Genomic DNA, 18,905 nt, shown 5'->3' with positions numbered 1-18,905 from the left:
TCGAATCGGATCTCGAATCAAAACAGAAGCCCGACGAGTTTTTTGCTCGCCGGGCTTCTGTTTTTAGCGGCATGCATTGCGCATGCCGTTCAAGAGCCAGCAATCAGCGCGTCAGTTCGTCGCCGAGGAAATGGCGTGCATAGCGGGCGTTGATATCGGACAGACGGAACAGCGTGAGGAAGTCGGCGGTATTGAAGTCGGGGTCCCACGCGGGCGCGCCGCAAATCTTCGCGCCGAGCCGCAGATAACCCTTGATCAGCAGCGGTGCTGCGACCTCGGTGCCGGTCTGCAAATCGTCGATGGGCAGCGGCGTGTGCGGGAACGCGCGGTATTCGGGCGCGGTCAGCGAGTTGTCGCGCAGCGAGCAATAGAGGTTTGCCGCGAAGTGACCGCCGTCGGCCATCGCGACGCTCGCGCAACCGAGCATCGTTTCGTAGCCGTTCTGCTGCATGTACGCACCGAGGCCCGCCCACAGCGACATGATCACCGAACCGCTGCGGTAGTCGGGATGCACACATGAACGACCGACCTCGACCATCTTCGAGCGCAGATGGGTGAGGCGCGACACGTCGAATTCGCTTTCCGCATAGAGCCGGCCGATGCGCGCCGCCTGATGCGGCGGCAGCACGCGATACGTACCGACCACTTTCAGCGTATCGAGATCGCGCACGAGCAGATGGTCGCAGTAGGCATCGAACGAATCGACGTCGAGGCCCGCAGGGCCAGTCAGTTGTGCGCCCATTTCTTCGGCGAAGACGCGATACCGCAGACGCTGCGCCTCGCGAAGCTCCTCGTCGCTACGCGCCCAGGCGACTTGCAGACGATGTTGTGCGGTGACGGTTTCTGATGCGCGCGGCAGACGACGGCGGCGCTTGAGCGGAAGGATCGAAGCGAGGGGCAGGGTAGGCGTCGGCAGTTCTCGCATGTGGCGTTCCTGGTCGAAAAAGGGTTTGTGTTTATGTACTTTTTCGCCAATGTAGTAATCGGTAATGACGCTCGCGTGGCAAAGCGATGACGATTCAATGACGTGCCGTAAGGTTGGCCTGTGGGTTGTGTTACGGCCGGTTGTGCGTTGTTGTGTAGTGCCGACACCTGGTACCTGGTGGGGGCAGGTAGGGTGTCTAGATCAGCTCGGGCGATATCGCTGCACGCAGCACAGCCTGTTCGTCGCCGGCGCGCTCGCGGCTTTCGAACCACCAGACGCCGGCTTTCTTCACCGGCCAGCTGGCGCCGCTGTGAGCGAGCAGCCGGGCAGCCACGTGACCGAGTGTCGGTTGGTGGCCGACTATCACAACCGTTTGAGCGACGCCGTTCGGCCAGCCGGCTGCGGCGAGTACGGCATCGGCGCTCGCGTCAGGAGCGATCTCGCGCACGACGCGATACTGGTCCGACAGTGACTCGGCGGTCTGCACGGTTCGCACGGCGGGACTGACGAGTATCAATGCGTCAGGGTCGATGCGTGCGCGCAGCCACTTGCCGACTGTCTGTGCCTGTTTGCGGCCGCGTGCTGTGAGTTGACGGGCGAGGTCGCTCGCGGCGATGTCTTCGGCTTCGGCGTGGCGCCAGAGGATCAGGTTCATGGGGGTGTCTCCTTTCTTTTGGCGTTGTGTTCCGGGTTGCGTTTTTGGGTGCGCGGGGCGGGGTTATTGTGGACCGGGAACCGGTGCCTTTGTCCGTCGATGGTTCTTTCGGCTTGCCGCAGAAGAGGTTATCGCAGCATAAGGTTGACCGCGTGACAGAAAGGCGGCTAGAATCGCAGGCTTCGTCGGAGCGTAGCGCAGCCTGGTAGCGCATCTGATTTGGGATCAGAGGGTCGTAGGTTCGAATCCTATCGCTCCGACCACGAAAAAAGCAGCAGGGACAAGGACTTACGAGCTAACGCCGTAGGTCCTTTTTCTTTTGTCCAATCGAAAGTCCAGCGGTTGTCTAATCGAAGTCGCTGCGGCCGGGCGTGACCGCTGCATGATCCCGATCAAGCCGGAGTATGTTGACGCATGGCTCAACCCGACTCTTCAAATCTCGATGATCGGGAGCGGCCGTACTACGCGCACAGACTGGCTGCGCGATAACCCGGAACCCGGAGAATCCAGATCCAGGGGCTTTGATCATGTTTGGCACCGTTGTACGCATATGCATGGTGATCTTTGTCCTGAACTTTGGGGCAGGCACGTTCATGCACGATGAGCGGTCCTGGCTGGCCACGCTGAGCCCCGATGCTACCCATACCTATCGTGTTCACTACACCGACAGTAGCGACGATTACTATTTCGGATCCTGGTGGGGCATCTATCGCGAGTCGAGCGTGTGGATCTGGCTTGGGGACATAGCCCTATTCCTGTTTGCAAACTGGCTGCTCGATGCAGGGTTACTGCACGACGACGATTGAAATCCCCACGCCGTCCGGTATCGTCCTTCGGTGGCTGCATGGATGCGCACCTCACAACGTGTACACGATTCGGCCTTTGGTGAAGACGCTGCCCACGCGAATCTTCGCGACCGGCGAGCATCGCGATCCATCATGCGATGCCCGCCGATACGCTCTACACAAATATCACCACTTCCATCCCAGCCCTGCATTGAAGCCCACCTGATTCCCCGTGGTGGCAACGCCCGCACCCCATGACCAGCGACCGTTCTCGGAAAGACGCTTGAGATTGATCGCGAGTGCTCCGTAGCCCTGGTACCCGCCCACGCCGGCCCCGAGTTCGAATTCGCCAGGGTCGAGCGTCGGCATGTAGTTGCCCGCCAGCGCCATGCTCATGGCGATCCCGGCGTAAGCCACGCGCGCGACGTTGTTGACGTTGCTCTGCACGCCCTGCAACTGGGATACGTTGACTGCGTCGGTTGGGTTGATACCCGGCGCCACATTGGTAATGCGACGCTCGTTGCCTGGCGAGCCGACCGATACCGTGTTGGCCTGGTCCGCAACCGAATTCGCACCCAGCGCGACCGCGCCTTGGGCCGTGGCTTGCGCGCCCGCACCGAGTGCGACCGAGTTGTTGCCGGAAGCCAGCGAATTGGAGCCGACTGCTGTCGCTGGATCGGCGATCGCCTGCGCCTGGTAACCGATGGCAACCGAACCCGCGTACTGCGAGGTCGCGCGGAAACCGATCGCGGTCGTGTTCGCGTCCTGTGCAAGCGACTGCGAACCGTACGCGGTCGCACCGTTGGCCACGGTCGTGGTCGTCGCGCCATTGACCCCGGCGATCGTGCCCGCGCCCGCACACAACCCGGTTGCCGTCGTATCCGTGCCGTTGGCTACACCGCAACCGGAAGCCTGCACGACTTGCGTGGAGGTGTTGTTGGTGGCGCGTCCCTGCGAGACGACTGCGCCGGACGAGTTGACACCGCCAGTGAGCGTGGCGCCGATGGTCGCACCGCGTGAGCTGGCGGTCGTGGATGCGGCATTGATGGGCGCGAGCGAAGTCGACAGGCTGGACAGGACTACGCCGTTTCCACCGGCACCGCTGGCAATCGCGCTGGTGATCGTGCTGAGTCCGGTGCTTACCGTGGTGGAGAGCGAGCTCACACCGGTGGACAACGAGCCGATGCCGGTCGAGGTCGATGCCGACAGGCTACCGATCGTGGTGCTGACTCCGGTCGACAGCGATGTGATGCTGGTCGACAGCGAGCCGATGCCCGTCGAACTCGACGTGGACAGCGAATCGATACCGGTCGATGTCGATGTCGACAGGCTGCTCACGTTGCTGTTGGTCGTGCTCAGACCCGTCGACAGCGAGTTGATCGCAAAGGCCACGGATGTCGACAGCGAGGACACCTGGCTGACGTTGACCGCATCTGTCGGGTTCACACCGGGCGCGACGTTGGTCAGCCGGACCGGTGTAGTTGCACCGACTCCGCCGAGTGTCACGCTCGAGTGCGACGGGTCGTCGTACTGGACCGAATTGGCGACGCCGGTGGACAGCGAGAGGACTCCGGTCGACAGCGAACCGATGCTGGTCGAGGTTAGCGTCGACAGACTCGCTACTGTGCTGCTTGTCGTGCTCAGTCCGGTCGAAAGCGAAGTGACGTTGTTCGTCAGGGTGCTGATGCCAGTTGAGGTTGAAGTCGACAGGCTGCCGATGCTGCTCGTAGTGGTGCTGAGGCCGGTCGACAGGCTCGACACGTTGCTGTTCGTCGTGCTCAGGCCGGTGGACAGGCTGCCGATGCCGGTCGAAGTAGAGGTGGACAGCGAGCTGATGCCCGTCGAGGTCGAACTCGACAGGCTTGCGATGCCCGTTGAGGTCGATGTGGACAGTGAGCTCACGCCAGTCGACAGGGAGCTGATGCCGCTTGATGTCGAAGTCGACAGGCTCGTCACGTTGCTGTTGGTCGTACTCAGCCCTGTGGACAGACTGGTGATGCCGGTCGATGTCGACGTGGACAACGAGCTCACACCGGTCGACAGGGAGTTGATGCCAGTTGACGTTGAAGTCGACAGACTTGTTACGTGACTATTGGTTGTGCTCAGTCCGGTCGAGAGACTGGTGATGCCGGTCGAAGTCGACGTGGACAATGAGCTCACGCCGGTCGACAGCGAACTGATGCCGCTTGATGTCGATGTCGAGAGGCTCGTCACGTTGCTGTTGGTCGTACTCAGACCCGTCGATAGACTGGTGATGCCGGTCGAAGTCGAGGTGGACAATGAGCTCACACCCGTCGACAGCGAGCTGATACCCGTGGAGGCCGAGGTCGACAGGCTCGTGACGTTGCTGTTGGTTGTGCTCAGACCGGTGGACAGACTTGTGACTCTGCTATTGGTCGTGCTCAGGCCCGTTGATAGGCTGGTGATGCCGGTCGAAGTCGACGTGGACAGTGAACTCACCCCAGTCGACAGTGAACTGATGCCGCTTGAAGTCGACGTCGACAGGCTCGTCACGTTGCTGTTGGTTGTGCTCAGGCCGGTCGAGAGGCTACTAATGCCGGTTGAAGTCGAAGTGGACAACGAACTCACGCCTGTCGACAGCGAACCGATGCCACTTGAAGTCGAAGTCGACAGGCTCGTCACGTTGCTGTTAGTGGTGCTCAGGCCAGTAGACAGGCTAGTGATGCCAGTCGAAGTCGATGTGGACAGCGAACTCACACCCGTCGACAGTGAACTGATGCCGCTTGATGTCGAAGTCGAGAGGCTGGTGACGTTGCTGTTAGTCGTACTCAGACCGGTAGACAAACTGTTGATGCCAGTCGACGTCGAGGTGGACAGCGAACTCACCCCAGTCGACAGCGAACCGATGCCACTTGAAGTCGAAGTCGACAGGCTCGTCACGTTGCTGTTTGTGGTGCTCAGACCAGTAGACAGGCTGGTGATGCCAGTCGAAGTCGAAGTGGACAGTGAACTCACACCCGTCGACAGCGAGCTGATGCCGCTTGAAGTCGACGTCGACAGGCTCGTCACGTTGCTGTTCGTGGTGCTCAGGCCAGTAGACAGGCTGGTAATGCCAGTCGAAGTCGAAGTGGACAGCGAACTCACCCCAGTCGACAACGAGCCGATGCCACTTGAAGTCGAAGTCGACAGACTCGTGACGTTGCTGTTTGTGGTGCTCAGGCCGGTAGACAGGCTGGTAATGCCAGTCGAAGTCGAAGTGGACAGCGAACTCACCCCAGTCGACAACGAGCCGATACCACTTGAAGTCGAAGTCGAGAGGCTAGTGACATTGCTGTTAGTCGTACTCAGACCAGTAGACAAACTAGTGATACCAGTCGAAGTCGAAGTGGACAACGAACTCACCCCAGTCGACAACGAACCGATACCACTTGAAGTCGAAGTCGACAGACTCGTCACCCTGCTGTTAGTCGTACTCAGATCAGTAGACAGACTACTGATACCAGTCGAACTCGAACTCGACAGACTCGTCACGTTGCTGTTGGTCGTGCTCAAACCGGTCGACAGCGAAGTAATCCCCGTCGAAGCCGAAGTCGACAAGCTCGAAATGCTGCTCGTCGTCGTACTCAAACCGGTGCTCAGTTGCGACACGGTCACTGCATCCTGCGGCGCGGAACCGTCGGCCACGTTGGTAATCCGGCGCAACGCCGTCGAGCTGCCCACCGACACTTCCGAAAGCGGCGCCGCCTGCCCGGTCAGAAAACCTGTCCCGGTGGGTGCAGCCGCACCTGTGACACTGCCGGCACCAATCGCCACACTGTTCGCATAGGTAGCTCGACTGCCGCTGCCGAGCGCCGTTGCCGAGGCCCCCGTGGCACTCGCGCCTGGCCCAATTGCGGTCGAAGACGACTGGGACGAAATGGCCGCCGAACCAATCGCAAGCGACGACGTACCCGACGCCGTTGCGTTAAACCCGAAAGCGTTGCTTTGCGTTCCGGAGGCAGTGGCCTGAAACCCAATAGACGTTGCAAAATTGCCGGCGAGCGCTCCCATACCGAACGCTACGGCGGCGGCTCCGCTCGCAGTCGTGTAAGAGCCGTATAAGGTCACGCCGCTCAGATTTGCGCCGTTTGCGTTACACCCCGCGACGGACGAAAACCCACCGCTGCCGTCGGCGGGGGCTGCACCTGCTCCATAGGTGCGCACGCCATCAGGCCCAGTACCCCCGGCAAAGCCGCAGTTTCCCCCACCATTGCCGCCGGAAAACGTGAAGATCCCGGCATAGCTCGCTTGAGCCGCTCCAAGCAGAAGCAAATTCACAAGGAGTTTGACCGACGCCGAGCGCTTGCCTTTCCCGCGCGCCGAATCCAGCTCGGATGCAGCGACCCACGCACCAAGGGCTTCATTCCAGATAGTCCTGTACGTCTTGTTCATTTTGAATCACCTCTCCGGTAGGGGCTGTGCGACGCAGCGAAGCCTTCAGGTAATTGCTGGGAGAATCGTTCCCGAGGCGAAAGAAAACGCCGCGCATCCAGATTTAAATGTGCGAATTACATATCCCCGAATATGCGAATTTTCAAACGATGAAATATTTTTGTATGCGAAACGCAAGAAAATAAGAAACCGATGTGCTGTCAGTCTCGAGACGCCATTTCTCAACTCGCTGGTCGCGTCTCAATGCAATGTTGCATTTGCTTGCATAACGTTTTTTCTTTTAGCAATTGGCACTTTAAAACAAATGCTTACAGTGGAAATGGCCGTGATTATTCGTAGTTGTTAAAATAATAAAATGCTAAAAATGTTGAAATTGCCGGCTATAATTTCATGTTTTGTGTTATCTGCAGGCGCATGATTTATTCGCCGCGAATCGAATCTGCGGGAGCAGGGCATTCACTCGGTGAGGTCGATTGCCGGACGGGCCGGCCAGGTCTATTCGGCGGTGCAGGTGTCGTACGGCTCTTTCGTGCAAACGGAAAGAGCTGGAACAGTCGCTATTTTTCTTCCGGGAAGCGCCGAAATACGCAACCTTCGACGGTTGCAAACCACATTACCAAACACTACTACTGGCAGCCCGGTGATCGAGACGCGTAATCAAAACCCGCATCCTGTGTCGAAAACCTTTGAACGATTTTCAGTTGCAAAGAGAGCGCTTCTGATATTTATCGCGACTCTGACTTTGGGGATTGCGGGTTTTCTGGGATTTTTTCGGGTTTTCGACAGCGTTTTGCAAACTTTTGCAAACAATTTTCAGCTTAAATCGCAAGGCACCGCCACCCACGAACCCTGCCGCTCGTCGTACACATGCTCTTCTTCCCGCACAGCATCCGTACTCCGCTCGACCCACATCGAATCGCCGAATTCATGCGTGCGATAGCGATGTGCTTCCAGCGTCGCCGTGACACGCGCAAGCGTCGATGCATCGGCGAACGCCCGTAGCAGCGCGTAGTGGCTCGAATCAGGTTCATGTGTACCCGACACGATCACATCGACGGCGCGCAGTCGCGTATGCGGCCCGATTCGCTGCGTCGCGGTGCCATCGCCAGGATGCACGGCACCGTCGATCGCTGCCGCATGTTCGAGTGCGCGCACAACGGTCGTTCCGATCGCCACGACCCGGCCGCCGCGCGCACGGGTTGTCTCGACGAGCGCTGCTGTTGCAACCGGAATGCGATACGGCTCGTCGAGCGGCAGACGTTGATCGAGCGTCGCATCGCCGGTCGATGACAATCCCGCCGCATGCGTGAGCGTCGCGAACGGCACACCGCGCGCATGCAGTGCGTCGAGCGTGCTCCAGTCGAGGACGAAGCCTGCCGAAGGCGGCTCGAACGCGACGGGCTGCGCGGCGATCGGCGTCCATACATCCCATAGCGCAAGCGGGTCGGCCAGGTGCGCGTACTGGACAGGCTTGCCATGCGATGCGAGCGTGCGCCACACCTGTGCAGCGTCGCCGTCGAAATGCAGTTCGACAAAGCGCGGATGACCGAGCAATCGCACGATCGTCGCGCCGTCAGCGCCGAATCTAAGGCGGTCACCTCGATGCAAATCGGGCGGTGCGGCTCGCTCTTCAGTCAGCGTATGGAAATCGCCGGTACCGAATACGATCGCGCTGAAGCGATTCATCGCATCGCCGCCGGCGAGCGACGTGCGCCCCGCAAGCCGCACTTCGATTACATTGCCGCTGCGCTCATGGACACCGTGCAGGCTGGCGGGCAAGGTTGCGGCATCGTTGGCGATCACGCAATCGCCAGGGCGCAACAGATCGGCGAACGCGGTGCGCGGGTGCTCGTCGATGCGACCGTAACGATCGACGGTGAGAAGACGCGCATCGCGAGGGCGTTGTATCGGGACAGTGGCTGCGCGCATCGTCAGGCCCTCGCCAACGCGTCGACATTGCTGGAGCCATTCGAACTCGACCCATCCGGCGTGCGCAACTCGCGCAGTGCAGCTTCGATCGTATCGGCCATCTCGCGCGCCGCAACCGCGGGTGCCTTGAGCCCGGCAGGGTCGCTATCCGGCACGGCGAGCGCATGCAGCGGCGTATCCATATCGCCAGGATCGAGCGACAGCAAACGCACGCGCTGCGTAGCAAGCTCGAGATTCCAGATTCGCGTCATGTGCCGTAGCGCTGCCTTGCTTGCGCCGTAGGCACCCCACGTCGGATAAGGCTCGACAGCTGCATCGCTCGACACGTTCAGCACGACTGCGCCGCCGCGTTCGCGTGCAGCGGCGGCCAGCGAACCGAGCAGTGCTTTCGTCAAGCGAAACGGGCCGAGCAGGTTCGCGGCCAGCGCGGCTTCGAGGTCCTCGCAAGTGGTATCGGCGAGCGGTGCGAGCGGCACCGGTCCCAGCGACGACGCGTTGTTCACCAGCACATCGACGCCGCCCAGCACGCCGCTGATCTGCAGCGCAAGCGGATAGATGTCGTCCTTCTTCGCGATATCGCCGACCAGCCCGACAACTTTCTGCCGCGCCGCCGTAACAGCCGCAACGCGGTCTGCGTGCCGCGCGACGAAGGCAACGTGTGCGCCGCGCGCGAGCAGTTCGTCCATCAGTGCGAGGCCGAGCCCCGAGGTGCCGCCCGTGAGGGCGACGCGAATGCCTGCGAGCGTATCGATCGACGAGGTCATGCCATGCTCCGTAGTGGATGAGAGCCGCGCGTGAGTCGCGCTGGCTCGATGGCCTGATAATAGGAACGCGTCGTCGTTCAACCGAGCGCGATGTCCAACCCCTTGTCGGAAAGTCGATACGATGGACGAAACCGTTCCCCCCGCTGCAGAAGAACCCGCCGACGATCAGGCTCACGACGTCACGCGCGCCGCGCAGCATCTCGCGCGCAATCTCGTCGCGCTGCGGCACGCGCGCGCGTTGACGCAGGAGGGGCTGGCGAAGGCATCGGGTGTGCCGCGCTCGACGGTGGCGAATCTGGAGTCGGGCGAGGGCAATCCGTCGCTGGCAGTGCTGATGAAGGTGGCGGGTGCGCTTGCCGCGCCGCTCGACGAACTGCTTGCATCGCCGCGCGCGAAAGTGCGTCGCTGGGCGGCGGCCGAAGTGTCGGTGCAGAACCGCGGCAATGGGCTGACGATCCGGCCGCTCGTACCGGAACCGATGCCGGACGGCATCCTCGAAACGATGTCCTTCATTCCAGGCGGCTATATGCGCGGCACGCCGCATCTACCGGGCACGCGTGAGTATTTCAGCTGTATCGACGGACGCGTTGCCGTGTTCGTCGCGGGCGAGCGGCACGGGCTCGAAGCAGGCGATGTGCTGGCGTTTCCCGGTCACGTGCCGCATTCGTATCGCAATGAGGATACGCAACACAGCGCGTTGGGCGTGTCGATCGTGATTCTGGCGAAGGCGGGAGTCTAGTCGCGCAGCGAACCTGCGACGTCGCGTGCTGCGCTGCGGATGACAACAACAAGAGAACGCGGCCCGCACGATCGGGGCCGACGGGAAAATGCCGGCAGTACGGATCGCGTGTGCAGTGCAGGCTTAACGGCCTACCGGGCGATTCGCGCGATCGCGGAACAAGCGAGGGTTAGTGCTTGCGCCGCATCCAGTCGAGCATGTGATGCTCGGCCAGCCAGTGGTGCGTCATGCTTTCGCCGCCGTGCTCGCGTCGGTAATTGCGCGATTCGAACACCGACAGCGCGATCAGCACCAGTACGCCGACGCCAAGGCCGATCAGTCCGGCGATTGTTTCTGCTTCCATGGCAGCCTCCTTTCGCAATGCGGCCATGCGTACATGGTAGGTCAGTTGCAGCAAAGGGAAAGGAGCGTGCCGGCTTGTCGTCGTGCATGCTGCGTTGCGGGTAGACTGCAGGGCCGCGGTCGTTTGTACCTGTGGTTTTCACATTCCCTTGCTTCGAGAATTTATGAATCGCGCCGCATGGCTGGTCCCGCTGTTTTCGTCCCTGATTCTGTCCGTCGCGGGTTGCGCCGACGGTTCATCCACCGCTCATCGCACGCCGCCGAAGGACCCGCCCGACTATCACGGCGTACCCACCGACGACCGGCCGCCGGCGATCGCCACGCCATCTGCCGCTGACACACCGAAGTAATCGGGAACAGGACATCGCAAAAGGCGAAGCTCCGGCGCGGGCACGCCGGAGCTTCTGACCCGCGAGCACTGTTCGCGCGGAGACCACGGGCTGCAGCTATTCGAGCACGAATTGGCTATGCGATTTGTATGCGCTTGATTCAAGCGGTAACTGGAATACGCGTGGAATATGCATGGAATGTGCGACACCGTGTGGTGCCCCGGCGTTGCTCAGGCGCGTTCCTGCACGCAGATCCACGGCGAGACGACGACGGCCCACAGGTTCGGATCGCGGGCGGCGAAATCGGCGGCTGTGTCGGCCTGGACGCGCTCGACGAGCCCCGCCGATAGCCACTGTGTAACTTGCGCGGCGTCGTCGCCGGCAATGGCTTCGGCCACGCTCACGAGATCGAGGTCGCCGGCAACGCGCAGCAGCATGCCGCGCGCAAAGAAACGCTCGAGTTCGGACCAGCCGATCTGTGCGGTTTCCGCGAGCAGTTTGGCGTACAGCGGAGTGTGGGAGGAGGCGGGCAGGGTCATGAGCATCAGTGGGATTCGGACAGCGGCCGCTACTATAAACCATCGGCGCGCGGCCAAAACGGGTCTGTTGCGCTGTCCGCATCGCATTCCGCGGATTTTTACAACCCATTAAGCTGATTATATCAATCGCTTCCAGCGACATTTATTCCGCGCAAGCGGACGGAAGGTGACGTGTGTCACCGTCTAACGGATTCAAGCGGCGTTCTCTTATGGGTGCGCTTGCGTACGAATAATGGACGATAGTTATCGGCAGTTCGAGGGCTTGCTTCGATTTAACGATCTCCTTGTGCCTGGCTATATTTCCCGGGCAACGCGATATTCGCCGAATGCCCACCACATATACGTTAGCGATGGATAACGTTAATAACGAGATGAAAATATCTCCCGTGACGACGCGTATGATATCGTGTGATTTGATGCGTTAATTTAACGATTTATATTCACATAATGCGTATTCCGTGCGCCGCAACACATTTTCCACACAATTAATCGATTGCGTGTGCATAGATGCGTTGTTAGATTTCCAATCGGCGCATGGTGAACCGGTCCTTTGCCGATATGCGCCGAACCCCCGTTAGCCCGGCCACGTGCCGGGCTTTTTTTGTAGGACCTCGGATGGACGCCCGTCGTGGCGGCTACTGCTTGCAGCGAATCACCATCGACCGGTTCTTGACGTTCGCTCCAAGCAGTCCACCGAGCGAACCGCCCGCGGTTGCCCCATTGTCGACATCCTTCGAAATGACGTCATAGCCATACGCGCCACAGGCAACGCCTGCGCGCTTGTAGCACTCGCCCCAGTTCGAGCTGGCGTCGCTGCCGCTGCAGTTGATGGCGAAGCCTGCCTGACCGTCAGGCAGATAGGTGAGCGTCGTCGTGCTGGAGCAGCCGGCGAGGCTCGTCAGCGTCAGCGCGGCGATGCCGGCCGCGCAGAGTGCGGTTTTCATCGCGGAAGTCCTGGTGTGGGACGCGGCCCGGTGCCGCGTCCTGCCGTCGATGGAGCGCGGTTCTACGCGTGCGGCTCCATTGCGGTATGACCACCGCTGGCAGCACGACGCGTGCCCGGGCCCGTGCGGTGTGTCGCGCTAGCGGGGCGGCAGGGCGCGCGACGGGTCGATCGAGCGCCCCTGATAGCGCAACTCGAAGTGCAGCACCACACGGTCGCTGTCGGTGTCGCCCATTTCGGCAATCTTCTGCCCTTGCGTCACCGCCTGACCTTCTTTCACGAAGAGCGCCCGGTTATGCGCATAGGCGGTCAGGTATTCCGAGTTGTGCTTGATGATCAGCAGATTGCCGTAGCCGCGCAAACCGTTCCCGGCATAGACCACCGACCCGGCAGCCGCCGCGACGACCGGCGTGCCGGCCGTGTTGGTGATGTCGATGCCCTTCGAGTTCTTGCCGTCGAAGGTTCTCACGACCGTGCCGTTGGCCGGCCAGATCAGCGATATCGATGTGGCAGGTGCGCTGACGGGCGCGTCCGCGGTTTCGGTCGGCGCGCTACTCGGCGCCGGCGTCCGCGTGCTGCCGGTACTGCCGCTGCCGCGTGCGCTGCCCGCGGTGCTCACCGATCCGGCGGGCGGCGCGACGCGCAGCACCTGACCGACCTCGAGCGAATCGGGATTCGACAGATTGTTCCAGCGGGCGATGCTCGACGTCGACTGCCGGTTGCTGCGCGCGATCTTCGAAAGCGTGTCGCCGCGTTCGACGCGGTAGTAACCTGGCCCGACCGGCGCGGAACCGCATGCGGCGAGCATCGTGACGAGTACAGCGGTAACCGGCACGCAGGCGAGCCGTCTGATTGTTGTTCCCAGCATTGGACCTCGCAAAGCGCCGCCGCGCGCCGATCCCGATCACGCGGCAGAGGCAAAACGTCCGATTCTAACGGTTTTGCATCCGGACACGCGAAAACGGCGCGGCGGCGGATGGTGAGCGCAGGTCAGCGGAGCGTCTCGACCTTGATGCGCAGCGCGGCCGTTTCGCTGTGGCCCGGTTCGAGCCGGCGCAGACCGAGGCCGTTGTGAATCGCATCGGGCAGCCCGAGCCACGGCTCGACACAATAAAAGTCGGAATCCGGCGCTTCGGTCCATGTAGTGACCGCGTACCAGTCGAGCGAGCCGGGGCGCCGCAGATCGATCGTCACGACGCGGTTCAGGCCGGGCGCGATGAGCCGTACCGGCTGGTCCGACACGCCCTCGAGACAGTGGAAGCGGTCGATGATGCGCGTTTCGTCGAGCGTATAGCGCGGCTCGCCGGGTTCCGCGGCGCTGATCGAGCCGTCCGGCAACTGGTAGCGGCGCTGGGTGGGCGGCAGCTCGAGCACGGTTTCGCCACGTTGTTCGTGCGGCAGCTCGAGGTAGAAGTGATGGCCCGCGTAGTAGGGCAGCGCGGTGTCGCCGGTGTTGGTGGTGGTGAGTTCGACGTCGAGTGTGTGGTCGTCGGCGAGCCGGTACACGGCTTCGAAGCGAAAGCCGAACGGATAGCCGGTGCGCGTCGCGGCGCTGTCGGCGAGCGTCATATGCAGGCTTTGGCCGTCGACGGCGACCTTGGTGTCGAACGGCAAGTCGCGGGCGAAACCGTGCATCGGCACTTCGCGCACCGTGCCGTGCGCATCGCGCCAGAAGCCGATTTTGCCGTCGACGCGGTGTCGTCCGAGAAACGGAAACAGCAGCGGATTGCCGCCGCGGATTTTCGAGGGATGGCTCCAGTCCGCGTGATCGGGCCAGTGAATGACGGGCTTGCCGTCGATATGCCACGACAGCAGGCGACCGCCCGCTTGCGGAGCGAAGCGGAGCAGGGATGCGCCGTGCGCGAGGTCGACGGTGGGCGGAGGCTGGATTTCAGGCATGGCGGGCAGGGGTTAGAGGGAGTTAGGGGCGTTGAAGAAAGAGGACCGCCGGGTGCGGCGTGCGCTGCCGATTGTGCGCTGCTTTGTCCTACGGGGAAACCCTCTCTGGGGAAACTGCGGGCGTGACGTGGAGCATCGGCTTACCGATAATCTGTCCCATCGCCCGGTCAATCCTGCTGCCGGGCCAGCAAGTTTCCGGAGGCATCATGGATCTCGCAATGGCAATGGGTGTTGCTCTGTTCGGTATGTTCACCGGCAGCACAATCTATTTCTTCTACCAGATCGCGCGTTAAGGCGAGATCGAACCGGCGTATTTGCCGCCGCCCCGCAAGCCCGCCACCCTGGCGGGCTTTGTGTTTTCTGCGACGTAACAATCGTATCGAGTTGTGCCGCAGCGCCGCAAATTTCCGTAAATCTCAGCTCAAACGCTTGGCGCTGTCTTGTGGGCCAGTCATAATCGGTGCGCTTCCGGGCGCCGGATCGCGAGATCCGGCGCGCTGTTCGTTCACACTTTCACCAAAGAGGGCCGTCGCGTGAGCTTGTGGTTTCTGATTTTTCTGAGCGTGTTGCAGGGCGTCACCGAACTCTTTCCGGTCAGCAGTCTCGGCCACACGCTGCTTGTGCCCGCGCTGTTTGGCATGCATATCGATGCACATGCGCCGCAGCTGCTGCCGTTTCTCGTCGCGCTGCATCTGGGCACGGCGCTCGCGCTGTTGTGGTACTTCCGCGAGCGCTGGGTTGCGCTTGTGCGCGGCTTTTTCGCGTCGCTGGCCGGGCGTCCTAACGACGACGGCCACATGATGTGGGCGCTGATCATCGGCACGATTCCCGCCGGTATCGTCGGTTTGTTGCTGGAGAAGCGGCTCGAGCACCTGTTCCACGATCTGCGGATCGTGGCGATCGCGCTGATTGTGAACGGTGTGCTGCTGTGGTTCGGCGATCGCCTGCAACGCGCGCGTGCGCACCTTGCGCCTGAAAAGCTCACGTTCAAGCAGGCGTTTCTCGTCGGGCTTGCACAGGTTGGCGCGCTGATTCCGGGTTTCTCGCGCAGCGGTCTGACGATGATCGCCGGCAACGCGGCGGGTCTCACATCCGAGAAGGCCGCCGAGTTCGCGTTCCTGCTCGGCACGCCGATCATCTTCGCGGCAGGTCTGCTCGAAGTGCCGAAGCTGTTTCATGCGCCTGGCCACCTCGCCGATGCGGTGCTTGGCGGTGTGCTCACTGCGGTCGCCGCGTACCTCAGCGTGCGCTTCCTGATGCGCTATTTCGAAGGGCGCGGGCGGCTCGCGGCGTTCGGCGTGTATTGCGTGATCGCGGGTGCGTTGTGTCTCGGCTGGTTCGTGCTGCATCCGGCGCCGGTGTGACGGTTTTTGCCGGCGCGCGATCCCGATCGAAGAGCAACCTCGTCAGCGGACGCGCAGTCGGTTAAAATCGCGGTCTTGCCTCCCCATAGTTCAACGGATAGAACACGGGTCTTCTAAACCTGAAATCGAGGTTCGATTCCTCGTGGGGGGGCCAAAAATCTCGCTGCATCCCGGAGACGCTCTGGTATGTCTGCCACGATGAACACCATCCGCCATATCCGCACCTCGATGCTCGATCTCGCATACGAGGAGCGCGGCTCGCCAACCGGCGATCCCGTCGTGTTAATGCACGGCTTCCCCTACGACCCGCGCGGCTACGACGACGTAGCAGAAGGACTCTCGGCAAGCGGACACCGCGTCATCACCCCCTACTTGCGCGGCTACGGCCCCACCCGATTCATTTCCAGCGATGTAATGCGCTCCGGTCAACAGGCCGCTCTCGCCCGCGATCTGCTCGACCTTCTGGATGTGCTCTCAATTCCCCGAGCAGCACTGGTGGGCTACGACTGGGGTGGCCGCGCCGCCTGCATCGTCGCGGCGCTCTGGCCGGAACGCGTGCGCTGCCTTATCACCGGCGATGGCTACAACATCCAGAACATCCCAGGCTCCGTCATTCCCGCCGATCCCGAAGCCGAACACCGGTTCTGGTATCAATACTATTTTCACGGTCAACGCGGTGTTGCCGGATTGACGGCAAACCGCGAGGCGCTGTGCCGTTTGTTATGGCGCTTGTGGTCGCCTTCATGGTCGTTCGACGACGACACCTATGCGCGCACGTCTTCTTCTTTCGACAACCCCGATTTCGTCGATGTCGTGATCCACTCGTATCGGCATCGCTACGGCTACGCGCCGGGCGATCCCGCGCTTGAAGAAATCGAGTACCAGCTAAGTCAGCAACCAGCCATCGACGTCCCCACGATTTCACTGTGCGGCGCCGATGACGGCGTCGATCCACCGGCCAGAACGGACAACGATTACGCACACTTTCGAGGCCACTACGAGCGCCGGGTATTGCCCGGTATCGGCCACAACATTCCGCAAGAAGCGCCCGCGGCAACGTTGCAAGCGCTGCGGGACCTCATGAAGCTGAGCCACCCGGCCTGAATGTAACCAATTGAATCCCCAGGTAAAAGTCGTAAACGCAATGTCAATTTTGGCTAAATGACATCGCCTTATCGCATTGGGCTACCTACTATGGTCCCGTCGGGGTGCCATCCGGTACCCATCGAGAACGGAGGTCGTCATGGCAAAGTGGCTCAGCCGGTTGATGCAACAACGTGCTCCCACGCCCGAGAAAGCGGCAACGTCGATGCTGGTCAATGCGCGCATGCAACTGTTCACTGCGGAGCAGCGCGTGATCGATGCCAACATTCAACTCGAATACTGGCGCGCACGCGTGCTGTTCCTCGAGGACGTGCAGACGCGCGGCATCCAGCCGTCGGCGAGTGTGGTGCCGAAAGTGATTGCAGACTTTGGATCGGGCCGTACGATCGGTCCGCGGCTCGCTACGGGAAAGTGATGGGCACGCAGAGATAAAAAAAGGCAGCCGAAGCTGCCTTGCGAAAGTCCCGCCTTGAGCGGACTGCTGCTTATCGTATGTCAACGTAACGCGTCACCGCGCTGTATCAATGCGCGATATCCAGCGCATTCGTCAGATCGCCCATCGCTTTGCCGCCGTTCGCCACCAGTGCGTTGTCGCGTGCGGTGAGTCCCGGCAGTGCCGGCAACGCGAAGCGATGCGTGATGAAGCGCAGGATCGACGTCGTGTCGTACTGCGTGTGATCGATGTAGCCCTTCTTCGCGAGCGGCGAAACGATCAACGCGGGGATGCGCGTACCCGGACCCCAGCGATCGCCCTTCGGCGGCGCGACGTGATCCCAGAAGCCGCCGTTCTCGTCATACGTGATGACGACGACCATGTTGTTCCACTGCGGGCTCTTCTGCAGATGCGCGATCAGGTCGGCAATATGCTGGTCGCCCGACGTCACGTCTGTATAGCCCGCGTGTTCGTTCAGGTTGCCCTGCGGTTTGTAGAACGACACTTGCGGCAGCGTGCCGGCATCGATGGCCTTGATGAACTCCGAACCGGCCAGACCGCCATCGAGCAGATGCTTCGCGCGATTCGCCGAGCCCGGTGCGAGATTAGCGAAGAAGTTGAACGGCTGATGATGCGGCTGGAAGTTCGGTGCCGACAGATTCGCCCCGTAGATCACGCCCGACGTGCCGGTTTGCGCGGCTTGCTGCGCTGCGCCCCATGCACCGCCGTACCACGCCCACGACACACCCGCTGTGTTCAACAGATCACCGATGTTCTGCTGGGTCTGCGGCGGCAAGGTCGTCGCAGCGCCCGGATCAGCGAGGTTCGCGTCGCCGCCCGAAGCCGGCTTGTTGCCGCTCGGTTGATACGGCGGCTGCATCGTGTTGACTGCGTAGAAGTCGGGTGTCAAGTTGCCCGAGTTGACGAACTTCGGCGGGCCGCTCAACGACGACGCCGGCGAATTCGTCGCGAGCTTCAGCGACACACCATCCGTATTCACCGACGAAATCGAACCGGCCGCGGGACTCTTGTCCGCGTTCGGATAGGTCGGCGTGCATGCGCAGACGAGCCACTGGTGGTTCAGGAACGAGCCGCCGAACGAACCCATGAAGAAGTTATCGGCGAGCGTGTATTGCTGCGCGATCTTCCACAGCGGCAGCTTGTCCGCGTTCATCGTGTAGTGACCCATCACGAGGCCACCCGAGTCGGCCCACGCGGCGAACTTGTCGTTCTTGCCGCCGTCGATCTGCATCTGGTTCTCGTAGAAACGATGGTACAGGTCGCGTGTCGTTGCGCTGGCCGGTGCGTTGAAGCCGTTCGGATCGTCGATGGCGAAAGCGGCGTTCGGCAGGTTGGCCGTCATGGCCTGGGTGATCACGGGCGTGACGCCGGTCTGGGTGAGGCCGTTCCAGATCTGCGGCAGCGTCGCGAGCACGGAGCCGTCGCGGTCGAGCTGCTGCGCGCTTGTCGCGCTCACGTTTTGCAAGCCGTTGGCGCCGGGGAAGTTGCCGTACAGGTTGTCGAAGCTGCGGTTCTCCGCATAGATGACGACGACGGTCTTCACCGCGGTGATGTCGGGCTTGCCGCTGATGTCGTTGCCGCCACAGGCGTACAGCCCGATTGCTGCTGCGATCGCGGTAAGCGTCGCGCAGATCAGTTTCTTGTTCATCGGTTTTATCTCTCTCGCGTTGGGGACAGGTCGATGCCGCCCGGCTCCAGGCACGGACGGCTGACCTGCGACGGAAGTGTCGCAGCGGTTTTTG

The 18,905-nt window shown here is 61.6% G+C and carries 18 protein-coding genes, 2 tRNA genes and 1 pseudogene; 10 read left to right on the top strand and 11 right to left on the bottom strand.

What is annotated here, in order from left to right:
- Positions 1-103 precede the first annotated feature (103 nt).
- The gene (locus FNZ07_RS26375; RefSeq protein WP_091020402.1) at positions 104-925 is read right to left on the bottom strand and encodes a GNAT family N-acetyltransferase; all 822 of its coding nucleotides are present in this window, start codon (positions 923-925) and stop codon (positions 104-106) included.
- A 196-nt stretch (positions 926-1,121) separates the two neighbouring features.
- The gene (sixA, locus tag FNZ07_RS26370; RefSeq protein ID WP_091020400.1) at positions 1,122-1,580 is read right to left on the bottom strand and encodes a phosphohistidine phosphatase SixA; all 459 of its coding nucleotides are present in this window, start codon (positions 1,578-1,580) and stop codon (positions 1,122-1,124) included.
- Positions 1,581-1,766: 186 nt separating this feature from the next.
- Between sixA and FNZ07_RS26365 the strand changes: the two genes are divergently transcribed.
- From FNZ07_RS26365 to FNZ07_RS26360, 3 genes and pseudogenes are all read left to right on the top strand, one after another.
- Positions 1,767-1,843: transfer RNA gene (locus tag FNZ07_RS26365), tRNA-Pro, on the top strand.
- A gap of 89 nt (positions 1,844-1,932) precedes the next feature.
- Positions 1,933-2,069, top strand: a pseudogene (locus tag FNZ07_RS34635) (SOS response-associated peptidase family protein); the annotation flags it as partial.
- 38 nt (positions 2,070-2,107) lie between these two features.
- A complete protein-coding gene (locus FNZ07_RS26360; RefSeq protein ID WP_091020398.1) occupies positions 2,108-2,386 on the top strand; it encodes a hypothetical protein in 279 nt (92 codons plus the stop codon).
- A gap of 165 nt (positions 2,387-2,551) precedes the next feature.
- Here the strand turns inward: FNZ07_RS26360 and FNZ07_RS26355 are convergent, their stop codons facing one another.
- The 3 genes from FNZ07_RS26355 to FNZ07_RS26345 form a co-directional block, all read right to left on the bottom strand.
- Positions 2,552-6,757 (bottom strand): ESPR-type extended signal peptide-containing protein, encoded by a 4,206-nt coding sequence (locus FNZ07_RS26355; RefSeq protein ID WP_144269492.1) that lies wholly within the window; start codon positions 6,755-6,757, stop codon positions 2,552-2,554.
- A gap of 813 nt (positions 6,758-7,570) precedes the next feature.
- Positions 7,571-8,686, bottom strand: a complete 1,116-nt coding sequence (locus FNZ07_RS26350) for an S-adenosylmethionine:tRNA ribosyltransferase-isomerase (RefSeq protein ID WP_091014714.1) — start codon at positions 8,684-8,686, stop codon at positions 7,571-7,573.
- Between the two features lie 2 nt (positions 8,687-8,688).
- Positions 8,689-9,450 carry an SDR family oxidoreductase gene (locus FNZ07_RS26345; protein ID WP_091014711.1) on the bottom strand — a complete coding sequence of 254 codons (762 nt, stop codon included), beginning with the start codon at positions 9,448-9,450 and terminating at the stop codon, positions 8,689-8,691.
- Between the two features lie 121 nt (positions 9,451-9,571).
- Here FNZ07_RS26345 and FNZ07_RS26340 point away from each other — a divergent pair, with 121 nt between their 5' ends.
- Entirely contained in the window at positions 9,572-10,189 is a 618-nt protein-coding gene (locus FNZ07_RS26340) for a helix-turn-helix domain-containing protein (protein WP_091014709.1), read from the top strand.
- 169 nt (positions 10,190-10,358) lie between these two features.
- Here FNZ07_RS26340 and FNZ07_RS33760 read toward each other — a convergent pair whose 3' ends face one another.
- On the bottom strand, positions 10,359-10,532 hold the full coding sequence (locus tag FNZ07_RS33760; protein WP_170043828.1) for a hypothetical protein: 174 nt from the start codon (positions 10,530-10,532) through the stop codon (positions 10,359-10,361).
- A gap of 163 nt (positions 10,533-10,695) precedes the next feature.
- Here FNZ07_RS33760 and FNZ07_RS26335 point away from each other — a divergent pair, with 163 nt between their 5' ends.
- Positions 10,696-10,881: a YajG family lipoprotein gene (locus FNZ07_RS26335; RefSeq protein ID WP_091014706.1), complete on the top strand. Its 186-nt coding sequence runs from the start codon at positions 10,696-10,698 to the stop codon at positions 10,879-10,881.
- 209 nt (positions 10,882-11,090) lie between these two features.
- Here the strand turns inward: FNZ07_RS26335 and FNZ07_RS26330 are convergent, their stop codons facing one another.
- The 4 genes from FNZ07_RS26330 to FNZ07_RS26315 all read right to left on the bottom strand — a co-directional run bounded on the left by FNZ07_RS26330 (position 11,091) and on the right by FNZ07_RS26315 (position 14,241).
- Entirely contained in the window at positions 11,091-11,399 is a 309-nt protein-coding gene (locus FNZ07_RS26330; protein ID WP_091014823.1) for a DUF2288 domain-containing protein, read from the bottom strand.
- Between the two features lie 635 nt (positions 11,400-12,034).
- Entirely contained in the window at positions 12,035-12,343 is a 309-nt protein-coding gene (locus tag FNZ07_RS26325) for a hypothetical protein (protein ID WP_091014704.1), read from the bottom strand.
- 138 nt (positions 12,344-12,481) lie between these two features.
- Complete coding sequence (locus FNZ07_RS26320) at positions 12,482-13,210, bottom strand: peptidoglycan DD-metalloendopeptidase family protein (RefSeq protein ID WP_091014703.1); 729 nt, start codon at positions 13,208-13,210, stop codon at positions 12,482-12,484.
- Between the two features lie 122 nt (positions 13,211-13,332).
- Positions 13,333-14,241 (bottom strand): aldose epimerase family protein, encoded by a 909-nt coding sequence (locus tag FNZ07_RS26315; protein ID WP_091014700.1) that lies wholly within the window; start codon positions 14,239-14,241, stop codon positions 13,333-13,335.
- A gap of 122 nt (positions 14,242-14,363) precedes the next feature.
- Here FNZ07_RS26315 and FNZ07_RS26310 point away from each other — a divergent pair, with 122 nt between their 5' ends.
- The 5 genes from FNZ07_RS26310 to FNZ07_RS26290 all read left to right on the top strand — a co-directional run bounded on the left by FNZ07_RS26310 (position 14,364) and on the right by FNZ07_RS26290 (position 17,124).
- Positions 14,364-14,534, top strand: coding sequence for a UDP pyrophosphate phosphatase (locus FNZ07_RS26310; RefSeq protein ID WP_143098101.1), 171 nt, complete (start codon positions 14,364-14,366; stop codon positions 14,532-14,534).
- 240 nt (positions 14,535-14,774) lie between these two features.
- Positions 14,775-15,605, top strand: coding sequence for an undecaprenyl-diphosphate phosphatase (locus FNZ07_RS26305; protein WP_091014694.1), 831 nt, complete (start codon positions 14,775-14,777; stop codon positions 15,603-15,605).
- A gap of 79 nt (positions 15,606-15,684) precedes the next feature.
- Positions 15,685-15,759 (top strand) — tRNA-Arg (locus tag FNZ07_RS26300).
- 32 nt (positions 15,760-15,791) lie between these two features.
- Positions 15,792-16,709, top strand: a complete 918-nt coding sequence (locus FNZ07_RS26295; RefSeq protein ID WP_245811536.1) for an alpha/beta fold hydrolase — start codon at positions 15,792-15,794, stop codon at positions 16,707-16,709.
- Between the two features lie 139 nt (positions 16,710-16,848).
- Positions 16,849-17,124 (top strand): hypothetical protein, encoded by a 276-nt coding sequence (locus FNZ07_RS26290; protein WP_091014693.1) that lies wholly within the window; start codon positions 16,849-16,851, stop codon positions 17,122-17,124.
- Positions 17,125-17,230: 106 nt separating this feature from the next.
- Here FNZ07_RS26290 and FNZ07_RS26285 read toward each other — a convergent pair whose 3' ends face one another.
- A complete protein-coding gene (locus tag FNZ07_RS26285) occupies positions 17,231-18,811 on the bottom strand; it encodes an acid phosphatase (RefSeq protein ID WP_091014692.1) in 1,581 nt (526 codons plus the stop codon).
- Between the last annotated feature and the right edge of the window lie 94 nt (positions 18,812-18,905).

It is taken from the genome of Paraburkholderia megapolitana (assembly GCF_007556815.1).
GTDB classification, from domain to species: domain Bacteria; phylum Pseudomonadota; class Gammaproteobacteria; order Burkholderiales; family Burkholderiaceae; genus Paraburkholderia; species Paraburkholderia megapolitana.
Note: the sequence above shows the minus strand (reverse complement) of the source record. Positions and strands in the feature narration are given on the sequence as shown.